The organism is Winogradskyella alexanderae (assembly GCF_020166335.1).
In the GTDB taxonomy this organism is placed as follows: Bacteria; Bacteroidota; Bacteroidia; order Flavobacteriales; family Flavobacteriaceae; genus Winogradskyella; species Winogradskyella alexanderae.
Genome location: NZ_JAIUJR010000015.1, coordinates 1 through 11,647, shown reverse-complemented (window position 1 = coordinate 11,647; position 11,647 = coordinate 1). Strand labels below are relative to the sequence as shown.

Here is an 11,647-nt window from a genome sequence, read left to right as displayed (position 1 = left end):
TAGAGAGTATAAGGAAGACCTATTCTCTAATTATTGCTAAGGAATTTATTATCTTTTCATTCTCAAAGCAGAACTACGTTTAACCCTTGAGTTGGTAGTCATTTAAAAAGACCATAGTATGACAAAATCAAAATACTATAAATATGCCCACATCTATTTGGCTCTTGGGTTGGTGGTTGTACTAATTGGATTTAGCAAAACCTATTTTAATAGGCTAGGTGAATTTTCCTTTTCCCATCATTTGCATGGAATAAGTGCGACTCTATGGATGATACTGCTAATAATTCAACCTTATTTATTTCAAAAAGGCAAACTGAAAACACACAGATTTCTCGGATGGTCCTCATTGGTATTAGTGCCTCTTATAATTATTGGCGGAGTCATAATGATGAAAATGATGATACAAGGACAGGCAAATTACCCGCCTAATATTGTTTATACTCTCGCATTTATTGATGTGTGTACTTTACTTGGTTTTGCCTCTCTATATATCCTGGCATTATATTTTCGGAAAAACTTGATGCTTCATTCACGTTTTATGGTAAGTACTATTTTTGGTCCTCTCGTCCCCGCCTTAACCAGATTATTTTTAATTGTTTTAGGTGTTGCCTCTAACTTTACCGATGCTTTAACCTACTCATACGCTTCTATAGAATTAGTGCTACTTATTATCATTTGGAAAGAAAGAAGCGCAAAGGAGATTAAATCTACATATGTTCCTTTTCTGATTTACATTTTAGTCCAGCATATATTGATCTATTATGTGGATGATTGGAACTGGTGGGAAACTTTGATGAATGGTTTTGCAAACTATTCGCCGTAAAAAAATAAATAACGAACGTACATCGATGGCTATAAGTAATTGCTTGTTCTCGCCTGTTTCTGAAAATCCTTGCGGATTTTGCTTGCGCCAGTTCGCTTCGCTCGTGTCAGTTTGGTTTGTACTTGAATAGTTAAGTGCTAAACCACGCAACCAAACTTACACATCAACGTTGTGTGCAAACCTAAGGATAGTTAAAATTTGATAACATTATATAAATTTAAAAAATAATTGAAAATAATCCCATAATATATGTTATATATTTCTATCTTTGTGTTAGATTTAAATAACATATATTATGAATTCAAAAAATAAAACTCTTTATTCATTTATTCCGTTTTTGGGGATAATAACACTAATATCCTTTTGGGTATTTAAAGCTACTAAACCTTTTAATACCGAAACTTACTTTGTGTTAGGTTTGGTAATCTTGATAATTGGTATTAGTTTATATTTTAAAATTACTAGCTATAAAAGTGAAAAAGCTGGATTAACCGCCGAAGATGAATTCTCAAAAAGAGTTAAGGAAAAATCGGCAGCCAAGGCTTTTAACTGGTCAATTTATATGTGGCTCTTCATAATCTTTCTAGTAGATATGGAACCGAGGAACAAAATAACAATTGGTCTTGGCATTATCGGAATGGGACTTATCTTTTTTCTCAATTGGTTGTATCTTTCAAAAGTGGGAATTTCGGATGAAAACAAGGATTAAGGAACTTCGGGCAAGACATAACCTAACACAGGTGGATCTAGCTCAAAAGGTGGGTGTAAGAAGGGAAACCATCGGTTTTCTTGAAAAGGGAAAATACAATCCTTCATTAAAACTGGCATATGACATTTCGAAAGTTTTTGAACATAAAATTGAAGACGTCTTTATCTTTGATGAATAACAAGGGCAACACAACACTGTATAAAAATAATAGCGGTTTTAGTGCTAAAATCAATGTCAGTAATTTTGAGCTAAGTTAGGTGCTAAATTGAAAGGTAATTTTTTGAAATCCCTTACTTTTCTTATACTAACCGTTATGCATAATTAGAGGAAGCTATAGAATATTAGATTAAAAATTGATGGAACTTTTAAAACGCAATAATATTACCTATGAATTTGCTAGAGATTTTAAACATGTCCAAGAAATTAGAAAGAGTTTCAACAGTTTAACAGAAGCTGTCTTTGGCTTCAGTTTAGAAAATTGGTACCATGATGGCTTCTGGGGTGACTATTATATTCCCTATTCACTGTTGCATGATGATAAGGTTGTTTCAAACGTTTCGATAAACAAGATTGAATTCGATATTGAAGGTGAGAGAAAGTGGGGAATTCAAATTGGTACAGTTATGACAGACGAAAAATACCGGAATAGAGGACTTAACAAGTACTTGATGGAAAAGATAATGCATGAATGGAAAGATAGGACTGATTTTGTTTATCTCTTCGCAAATGATAGTGTGCTTGATTTTTATCCAAAATTCAATTTCAAGGTTGTAGAGGAATATCAACACTCTAAAACCAAAGATTCACATAGTGCTTCATCAGTCTGGAAAAAACTGAACATGGAAGACCCAACTGATGTCACTTTTTTTGTTGGAAGAATTAAAGATTCTATTCCTATAGCAAAAATATCTATGCGAAACAACGTTTCTCTGATTATGTTTTATTGCAATTGGTTTAAGAAAAATAGCATTTATTATATTGAAGAACTTGATGTGATTGTCATCGCAGACTTTAATAATGACACTGTGTATCTAGATGATATATTTTCATCAAGTCCAATAAATATCGATAACGTTATTCATAGCATTTCTAATAAAAGCATCCGACGCGTAATTCTGGGGTTTACACCTTTACATGATGAAGGGTTTGAAAAACATTTATTAAAGAGTACAGATACGCTTTTTATGCTAAAGGACAAGTTTGAATTTTTCACAAATAAACACTGGATGTTTCCTGTTTTATCTCATGCCTGAAAAATTGATTTTAAAATAAAGCAACCAAACCGCAATTTGCAAAACAGAAATGAAGATAACAGCATTGACATCATTTTGTGTGGATTTCTTTCCTGAATTAGATAAAGTCTATGTAGGAGGGAATTCCTTAAACTTTGCTACTCAATGCAAACTTTTGGGATGTGAAAACATCTCAGTGATTGGAGCTATTGGAAAAGACAGGTTTGGAAAACTCATTGAAAACCAATTAGATAAATTAAATATAAATCGTTCTAGATTTTATCAAATTGATAAACCAACTGCATCAAATAAAATTTACATTAATGAAAAAGGAGATAGGTATTTCAAAGAGGATAGTTGGAATGGTGGCGCATTTGATGAATTTAGATTATCAGAAAATGATTGGAATTCATTAACAGACAGCAAAATTATTGCAATGCCAGCTGGTGACCCTAATTTGAAAGAACTTTTAAAGAGACGAAATGAAAATCAATTAATAGTCATTGATTTTTTGGACTATTTGGGAATTGACTTTATCAAAGAACATATAGACAATATTGACATTGTTTTTCTGAGTGGCAAAGCGGAAATACTAGATGAACTTCAAGAGCTTTCTGCCCAAAAAGGAAAACTAATAGTGTCGACTTTAGGAGCAAAAGGTAGTGTAGCACTTTTTGAAAATAAAAGATATTATCAAAAAGCAATTGAAGTTGAGAAAATTATTGATACAACAGGTTGTGGAGACGCTTTCCAAGCAGCATTCAGTATGGAATGGTTCAAAACCAAAGACGTTAAAAAGTCACTAAAAGCAGGTTCAATCGTCGCTAGTAAAGTTTTGAATTTTGTTGGTGGAGTTGAACAAGATTAATAACTACACACAACAATGTGGATAATTCATTGCTAGTTTGAGCCTACTTACAAAAATTCCTGTGGAATTTTCTATCTGTAATTAATTGCTAACTTTATTGCTTAAACACCTAACGAAATCATACATGAGACGTCAGCAATTAAAATGACCGTTCTACATAGAATATTTAATGTCAACTCGTCAGAATTGAAATGGCAAAAAGTTATTTTTTGGTGGGAAATTCGAAGGCCACTTTATAATCTAATTTTAACTTTTTTTCTTGCATCTACTCTTCTGGGGTTGTCATTTTTCCCTATTAATGGATTTATTAAATTCAATAATGGTCCTATCCTTGTATTGGGAATATACGCCAGCATTATAATCTACTACATTTGTGCCAATATACTCTACACCTTGGGCTGGGTTTTTCAAATCATCACAATAAAATTTAATTGGACTAAACTCAAAAGTCTTACTAAAAAATCATTCATCTTAGGACTAGCGATTTCGTTTTTAGTTACAACAATCCCTATCTTATTATCCTTGATTAATCTATTGATTGGATAAAAAGCAAAACTACTCACAAGAACCACTAAAGTGCATTACGTTAAAACTAGAAGGACTTGAACTTTTTTCTTTTAATTATTGACTTTCAACAATATATGATACAACAAAATTGAAGGGTGATGAAATAGTGAATATTCAAAAAATCAAATTAGTTCAAGTCCGCCTTCAGTACTTAGAAAAACCGTAATTACTTTGTTTACAACGTATTACGGTTTTCTTTTTTGTGATTTACTAAACATATACTAAACCATTTTAAAATAGTGTAACTTTTAATTGCTTTTTGGTTGATTTGTAATAGGTACTTCCATATCCAATTCTAAATCTATCATAAGTTCATCATGCTCGTTTGGAAATAAGGCAAAAACATTTAAAGTTTCATTATCAATATTCATCAATTTATTATTAAGGAATAACGCTCTATGTTCATCTATTACCAATGCATTAAATCTATTTTTACCTCTGACTTTAATTAGTAATTCATCATAAATATTGTCTTTAAATTCATTCAGTATATTTTGAACAATTTCCTTTTTCTTATCATTGGACTTTATACTTATAGTTTCATTATTGATGATTTTTTTAATTTTTATATAGTCTTTTTCTGTGACCATATTTTCTCTTAATTTTAAATCTACAAATTCATAAGAATCCGGGTCGTGCATATTTTGAGTAAATTTATTTTTAAAAATTTCAGCATACCTTTTTTCTTTTTCATTTAAGTTCTTACCATTAAAATTTTCATGGCAAGATTGAGTTAACAGAAGTAATATAATAAAGGCTTTTTTCATTTTATTTATAGGAAATAGATTAGTTTAAATACTGAATATTAGTTACCAAAGAGCAATTATTATGAAGTTAAATATTATAATTGTAAGTAGAATTGCAATAATAATTCTCTCTCTTTTATTAAAAGGTCTTTTCATATAGACAAATTAGAATATTTATCTAAAAGGTATCCAGTCTTAAAACTTTTTATTTCTGTTATAGAGTTATGTTCTGCGCTATATACTACCTCAACAAAGAACATATCTATTGCGTATAGATTGCAACGTTCTTTAGTTGTAATATGGTTATCTATGAAAGTACCGTATTGATTAACGGCTTCCATTTTATCGTTGAGGTCAAGTAAATTAAATTCGTAAAGTGTCAATTTATTAAATATCAAGAAACCAAATTAAAATGTGTCGACGATCTATAAAAAGTTTAATTCTACTTTTGCCAACTTCATAAGTTTGATCAACCTCACTGGTTTCGAACAACAAGGAGTCCGAGAGGTTTTCGTAATCATAAATACTATCCACTTCACCTTTTTTTAAAATAGTTCTATTAATTGAGGGAGATTCAAAGTCCAAACCATTGGCTTTACAAATTTCAATCATTCTTTCTACAGCTCTTTGTAATCCAACTTCAGACCGAGGCGAACCGAAATAAATTAAGAAATCACCCTCTTTATCTTTAATTAATCTCCTTTCATTTCTGTTCAAGGCTAAGGGATTTTCCGTATCTATCTCAACGGCCTTTTTAAAATCAACACCTTTTATCTGCGCATAGCAAAATCCAATTGATAACAATCCAACAATAAGTAGAACTATATTTCTCATATTAACCTATCTTATAGTAATGGCATAAAGAATAACAACAATAATCAAAAGCCAAAACAGCAGTATATCTTGTTTTTCATCACCCTTCATAAGGATGAATTTATAAAAACTTCTTATATCTATCCGTTATGTATTGTTTTGTTTCTTGAGTTCTTCAAGAATTTGAGATAGTTTATTAATCATTATAGTTTGGTTTTCTGTTATTTTATCAAGTCTAAAGTACCATAGGACTATTGTTCGAAATAATAAAAACAATAAAATTATTACTGCGAACGCAATGAGTAATGTAATTAATTCAGTCATGTTTTAATTAGAGTAAAAAGCTTTATATTAAGTAATTAAGAACGCTAAAATATAAATTTAAGATTCAAAGAATTATGACTTATATCATGTCTTTAATAATCTCCTGTGGTGAATTATTACCAATTAGATTGTATTTTTTTTTTTGGAGTATAGGAGGTGGTTGCGCTTATTTAAAATGGCTTTTGCTTCGTGATTATTAATTAATTTATTTTATTCTATGTTAGTTTAACATCTTTAAAAAACTTGATTAATCAAAAACCAAAAAAGAGGTTGAATTTCGTTATAATAAAATCAATCAATGAACTCAATCAATATATAAACTATTTCAAACCAAAATGTTAATAGATGCAAGCAAAATTCTCAACGGAAGACAGAAACATTATGCTTACAACTGAAAGATTATTCGTTAAACCAAAGCATAAATCTTTATAATCAAACATAATTCAATCTGAATTAATCTACAAAATTTTACACATTGTAATCAAAAGCGATAACTACCAGCCACCGCCACCGCCGCCACCTCCGCCACCGCCAGAAAAGCCGCCACCGCCCGAACCACTGCCACGACTAGATGGTGGTGTTGCAGAACGGCTAAATGAATTGGATAAGGATGAATTTAAGCTATGGTTAAAACTTGAGAAATTGGTCACGCGACCAGCATACCATGTCGGTTGGTAGCTTTGGTCAACCATAGCCGTGTTAATGAGCTTCTGGAATTTATCACCCCAAACATCTTCAGCGCCCAAAACAATTGCATAGGGCAAGAGCTGCTCAAAAATTTCTGGTGTTAAGTCTGGTGGATTAAAATGTGCAATTTGCTTTTCTTCAGCACCACTCATGTACATTTTAAAGCCTTCAATCAATGCTCTAAGCTTCAGTTTTTTTATAGTCGGTTTTCGTATCAGGTATTGGTAAATCAAAAAGAAAATAATATTCAACACTAAGAATACAGCGAATATCAAGCCATCATTCTCACCTTCAAAGTATTTTGAAGCAAGGAACACAAAGGCCACGATGTAAGCAACTATGGTAAAGAATGGTAGTATCCAAAATTTGAAATTAAAGCCTTCATAAATGAAACTTTGATGCTGTTTTTTGAGCGAGGATCTATAGGCCATAACGGCACTTTGTATATCAGCATCGTACTTACCATCCAATTTAAGTTGGTCTGTGTCCGCAAATAGTTTTGAGAACAGGACCTCTTCTTCATCATTGAGCGTACCCGTAGATTCCTTTAATTTATGGATGTTAAAGGTTTTGTTTTTAAACAGCCCAAACACATAGTCTTGCGTTTTTTCTTCAATTTTAAGAAGGCCTTTTACGGCTAAATTTATAATGGTGCCTGTTATCAAATCACCGTCATAGCGCAGTTTATCTAACATGCCTATAGAGGCAGGTGACATGTTGTTTGGGATTTCAAACTGCGGAATTACAGTGGGCTTTGGTGGATCGATACCAAATCGCAACCAGGTGTATCCGTAATAAAACAAGAGTGCTAAACTAATAAAGGCGCTTAAAATCAGCGCTCCAAACTTTTGTAAAAAGGTTGGAGGTGGAGGTGGAGGTGGCTGGGTAACACTGCCTTTACTAAAGCCAACCGCCACAGTTAAGTTTTCACCAGCATTTAATTGACCAGCACTAAAGCGTATCTGATGCTCAGAGAGTGGTGTTGTGCTACAATTGGTATTGCTACTACCATACCGTCCGGTATAACACGCCTTTTGAATAATGGTACCACTAGCTGGCAGTGTGATGTCGCAGGACACCTCACCAAAGGCTAAGGCCCAATCAAAACCATTCACATTCCAGTAGAGTTCATCATAATCTTTAAAAAAGCGAATTTGTCCGCTCATGCGATACGTAATGCTATAGTTGTACTCGCCTTCGCTTAAAAACACATCCTTTTCACCCACATAAATTGTAGTACTGCCACTCCCGCTTTTGGTATGGTATTTTGATGGCCTACCATCTTTTTCTACTGCGAGTATCTTGAAATTGTGCTTTACGCTGTTGCCAGAACTGTCAACACTTCGGGTTGGGATGGTACGTGTAATGCCTCTTTTAAAAATAGTGCCCGTGGCATAGATTTTAATGGACTCTTTTACCGTAATGCTGCTTGAGGTATCGACTACAATAGCTGAATGAAACGATAGTACACGTTCGCTTTGCGCAAACAAAGCCCATGCGTTGCTCACTACTAGTATAAGGCATAGGAGTTGTCGCAACGCTTAAAATTTTACTTGTGGATTTTCTCGCTCTGCAGCCAAATCAATTTCAAAAAATGCTGCTTTTTCAAACTTGGTTAGTCCTGCAATAATGTTGGACGGAAACGAATCAATGACAATATTATAATCGCGCGTGGTCCCATTATAATAGCGTCTGGATTTTTCAATATCACCTTCAATCACCGATAATTCGTTTTGCAGGTTCAAAAAATTCTCATTGGCCTTAAGCTCAGGGTATTGTTCCGCAACAGCATATAAATTGATTAAGGCCTTGTTTAACTGATTTTCAGCCGCTTGTTGTTCGTCAACCGTTGTGGCGTTTTGCGCTTGACTTCTTGCCTTCGTTACATTTTCGAAAGTTTCCTTTTCATGGCTGGCATAGCCTTTTACCGTTTCCACCAGATTTGGAATTAGATTATAGCGCTTTTTTAATTGCACGTCAATACCGCTCCAGGCTTCATCCACCAGCGTGCTTAATTTTACCAATCGGTTGTAAATGCCAATGCCGTAAAATACGGACAAAACTAAAAAACCTAGAAATATATATAACCCTATCATCGTGTTGAAATTTAATACCATTAAAGGTATTGAAAAAATACTAGAAATCTTAAGGCGATTTAGGTTTTATCAGATCATGTCCATGTGCATGTTTTAGGGCTAAAAGTGCAGTGCATCCTTATCATGCGGCTTTTGTTATGCCAGGTGGACTTGGTGTGTTTTGGGAATCGATAATTATAGAGTCAAAATATCTAAGATTACGACAGAAATCACTTTGAAGATTCTACGCTTTTCTTATCTTTAGCTATTCCCTTAATTAATAATAGCGACTCCGAAAAGAGACGCTTTATTTGTTTAATAATAGTATACAAAACAGTAGTTATCCCTCAAAGCAATCTATTAACCACTAGTATTTGTATTGATATAACAAGTTACCAGTAATTTAAACAATAAGACATGACTAATATTGAAATAATAGGATTAGCTGCCAGTTTATCATCACTAATTTTAGCAGTCCTTGCGATTTGGTTCAGCTTTTATAATAAAAAACAAGCAGACAAAGTAAATGAAGAAACAAGGAATCTTCTCATAGATGTTAAATCTGATGCAAAGACAATTTCACAGGTGGCGATGCCAGAATTGAAAGCATATGGTGATACAATGCGCAAATTTGTCACGAAAAGTGATAACCCTAGTTTTATTGATAATGTATCCAATAGCCTTCAAGAAACAATTTCAAAAAGTTTGTTGGAAATAAAGGAAGAGATAAATACAATGAAAACTTCCGAAATTAGCAATGAATTAAAAACACAACTAGACAAATTAGGTCGGTTGACAAACGAAACTGAAGAAAAGGTTACAGAAAAAGTCAAATATGTTCGTGAAACAATTACAATAGATCTTAATGAAATAAACCGGAAATCAGAAAAGCTTCACTATCATTATTATTCAAACCTACAAAGTCTAATTAATGATATCTTTATTAAATTCTTATCAGACCTATTACCTGTCTGGAGCTATGGAAATAGTTGGATACTAATAAATCAGTCTAACAGTCTTCCAATAAAGACTTACAAGGATAATGATGAACGTAGCCTTTCAGAAGCAGGAATAAAACCAGGTGATATTTTAATAGTTGAAACAATCTAAAACTACTGGTAAAAACGGCTATGAGTAATGCGGGCTGAGTTGCTGAATTCAAACTTTCTGCTTCTTTTTCCGCTCGCAATTTTTATCTTTATTGAGGAAAAATAATAAACATAAAAATGGCTCGCTATGGTCGGTGCTGAATTGAAAAATCCAGGCTTATTTGCCCCGCACTACACATAGCCAAACCGTTGTAGGTAATCAAAAAAAATAAAACAAATAAATATGCCAGAACCAGTAAGCACAATTGGTGCAACAATCTCAGTAGCAGACAAAGCAATTGATGTTGTTAAAACTTATGCCCCTAAATATATAGATTGGGCAAGAACAAAATTATTCGGAAAAAGAATTATACTGATTGGACCAGGAGAAGCTGGAAAATCATCCTTTATTGACTATTTGCTATTTGGAGAACTAACAGATGAAGGAGACACGAGTAGAAATATTGCTGTAAAAAAAACAGGTCTTTTAAATTTAAACTATGGTAGGAATGAACAATATACCTTAAGACTAAAATACGCAATAGATACTGTAGGTCAAACTGGAGCAACTAATCATGCACTATTAGCATATGAACAGAATCCTCATGCAATGATTATTGTTTTTGATTCAACAGAGTATGGTTCTTCCGATAAAAACAAAGATGCTCTGATATGGAGTAAAGAATTTACAGAACAATTCGAAAGACAATGGATAAATAATAGTAGCAATAAGAAGAACAAATTGAAAGGAATCATTGTAGTTTTGAATAAACTTGATAAATTGACTGAGGATGATAAATCTTATGATGACATGCTTGAGGAATTAAAACCAGTCTTTAAAACCTTGGTCAATAGTACTAAGAATTTTGAACAAAGAATTAGGTTCAAGAAAGGAGTTTTTGTTAAATCCAAGTTTGGGGTTGAATTTGCTAATGCAGTTTTATCAATGACTTGTAAATTGTTTGTATAATGAGAGAAGAATTTTATTTCCAACTACTAATAAATCAACTTAATAATTACACGAGAAACAAAATGCTGTTTGGTTATTTGATTAGACTTTCATTAATAATTTTAATTCTAATTTCAATAATCAAATTTCCACTAAAGAATACACTTTCAATTGCATGGTTTATTACTGCATACTTGTTGATATTTATTTGGATGATTTTTGATAGAAATATATCTCGAAAAATTATTGTAATTCAGGAAGAAATTGCTGACGGTATTGATTCTCCTCATTTACAATCGAGATATATAAAGAATTACAAGAAATTAGAGCAAGAACATCTATATCGTTCTGGAGGAGTTTTTAGGATTTATTCACTTTTAGCACGAAAAGAATATATGATATGGATTTTCCTTTTTGTGGTTTTATTAATGCTTAACTTTTTAAGCCCAGAGCTTATTGAAACTTTAGATAAAAACTCGTTCGGAAGAGGTAAATAAAAAAGACTACCTACAACATTGTATATGCGTCAATCAGCCCTATGCGGGCTGAATGCGCATATACGAGGCCGTTGTGAACAATTCGCCCTGGGCGAACTTTAATCTGCGCAGCTTCGCTGACAGTGCATCTTAAAGTAAATTGTTCACAACAGAGCGCTAAACCAAATTGCACCAATCCCTTAACACAAAATATCGCCCTAGGACGGGCTTCGAGCCAAAACAGTACACAACTCATGCTAAAAGCAATTTGGCTCTGCTCCTCGAATTCC

The 11,647-nt window shown here is 32.8% G+C and carries 15 protein-coding genes; 8 read left to right on the top strand and 7 right to left on the bottom strand.

Going from position 1 to position 11,647, the window contains the following annotated elements; genetic code table 11:
- The first annotated feature begins 118 nt into the window (after window positions 1-118).
- The 5 genes from LBU54_RS14895 to LBU54_RS14875 all read left to right on the top strand — a co-directional run bounded on the left by LBU54_RS14895 (window position 119) and on the right by LBU54_RS14875 (window position 3,632).
- Window positions 119-823, top strand: a complete 705-nt coding sequence (locus LBU54_RS14895) for a hypothetical protein (protein WP_224531861.1) — start codon at window positions 119-121, stop codon at window positions 821-823.
- Between the two features lie 295 nt (window positions 824-1,118).
- A complete protein-coding gene (locus tag LBU54_RS14890) occupies window positions 1,119-1,532 on the top strand; it encodes a hypothetical protein (protein ID WP_224531860.1) in 414 nt (137 codons plus the stop codon).
- On the top strand, window positions 1,516-1,710 hold the full coding sequence (locus LBU54_RS14885; protein WP_224531859.1) for a helix-turn-helix transcriptional regulator: 195 nt from the start codon (window positions 1,516-1,518) through the stop codon (window positions 1,708-1,710). The genes LBU54_RS14890 and LBU54_RS14885 overlap by 17 nt, the downstream gene beginning before the upstream one ends.
- 178 nt (window positions 1,711-1,888) lie before the next feature.
- Window positions 1,889-2,785, top strand: a complete 897-nt coding sequence (locus LBU54_RS14880) for a GNAT family N-acetyltransferase (protein WP_224531854.1) — start codon at window positions 1,889-1,891, stop codon at window positions 2,783-2,785.
- A gap of 49 nt (window positions 2,786-2,834) precedes the next feature.
- Window positions 2,835-3,632 (top strand): carbohydrate kinase family protein, encoded by a 798-nt coding sequence (locus LBU54_RS14875; RefSeq protein WP_224531852.1) that lies wholly within the window; start codon window positions 2,835-2,837, stop codon window positions 3,630-3,632.
- A gap of 282 nt (window positions 3,633-3,914) precedes the next feature.
- Here LBU54_RS14875 and LBU54_RS15395 read toward each other — a convergent pair whose 3' ends face one another.
- The 6 genes from LBU54_RS15395 to LBU54_RS14850 all read right to left on the bottom strand — a co-directional run bounded on the left by LBU54_RS15395 (window position 3,915) and on the right by LBU54_RS14850 (window position 8,865).
- A complete protein-coding gene (locus LBU54_RS15395) occupies window positions 3,915-4,043 on the bottom strand; it encodes a hypothetical protein (RefSeq protein WP_262899756.1) in 129 nt (42 codons plus the stop codon).
- A 404-nt stretch (window positions 4,044-4,447) separates the two neighbouring features.
- Window positions 4,448-4,966 (bottom strand): hypothetical protein, encoded by a 519-nt coding sequence (locus tag LBU54_RS14870; protein ID WP_224531851.1) that lies wholly within the window; start codon window positions 4,964-4,966, stop codon window positions 4,448-4,450.
- 131 nt (window positions 4,967-5,097) lie between these two features.
- Window positions 5,098-5,343: a hypothetical protein gene (locus tag LBU54_RS14865; protein ID WP_224531850.1), complete on the bottom strand. Its 246-nt coding sequence runs from the start codon at window positions 5,341-5,343 to the stop codon at window positions 5,098-5,100.
- Window positions 5,333-5,779 (bottom strand): hypothetical protein, encoded by a 447-nt coding sequence (locus LBU54_RS14860; protein ID WP_224531849.1) that lies wholly within the window; start codon window positions 5,777-5,779, stop codon window positions 5,333-5,335. The genes LBU54_RS14865 and LBU54_RS14860 overlap by 11 nt, the downstream gene beginning before the upstream one ends.
- 797 nt (window positions 5,780-6,576) lie before the next feature.
- On the bottom strand, window positions 6,577-8,307 hold the full coding sequence (locus LBU54_RS14855; protein ID WP_224531848.1) for a DUF2207 domain-containing protein: 1,731 nt from the start codon (window positions 8,305-8,307) through the stop codon (window positions 6,577-6,579).
- Window positions 8,308-8,310: 3 nt separating this feature from the next.
- Window positions 8,311-8,865 carry a LemA family protein gene (locus tag LBU54_RS14850; RefSeq protein WP_224531846.1) on the bottom strand — a complete coding sequence of 185 codons (555 nt, stop codon included), beginning with the start codon at window positions 8,863-8,865 and terminating at the stop codon, window positions 8,311-8,313.
- A gap of 396 nt (window positions 8,866-9,261) precedes the next feature.
- On the opposite strand from LBU54_RS14850, the gene LBU54_RS14845 reads away from it, so the two are divergent.
- From LBU54_RS14845 to LBU54_RS14835, 3 genes are all read left to right on the top strand, one after another.
- Window positions 9,262-9,954: a hypothetical protein gene (locus tag LBU54_RS14845; protein ID WP_224531844.1), complete on the top strand. Its 693-nt coding sequence runs from the start codon at window positions 9,262-9,264 to the stop codon at window positions 9,952-9,954.
- Between the two features lie 222 nt (window positions 9,955-10,176).
- Window positions 10,177-10,902 carry a GTPase domain-containing protein gene (locus LBU54_RS14840; protein WP_224531842.1) on the top strand — a complete coding sequence of 242 codons (726 nt, stop codon included), beginning with the start codon at window positions 10,177-10,179 and terminating at the stop codon, window positions 10,900-10,902.
- On the top strand, window positions 10,902-11,378 hold the full coding sequence (locus LBU54_RS14835) for a hypothetical protein (protein ID WP_224531840.1): 477 nt from the start codon (window positions 10,902-10,904) through the stop codon (window positions 11,376-11,378). Before LBU54_RS14840 ends, LBU54_RS14835 begins: the two co-directional genes overlap by 1 nt.
- A gap of 10 nt (window positions 11,379-11,388) precedes the next feature.
- Here the strand turns inward: LBU54_RS14835 and LBU54_RS14830 are convergent.
- On the bottom strand, window positions 11,389-11,647 hold a 259-nt coding region (locus LBU54_RS14830), incomplete at its 5' end, for a hypothetical protein (protein ID WP_224531834.1).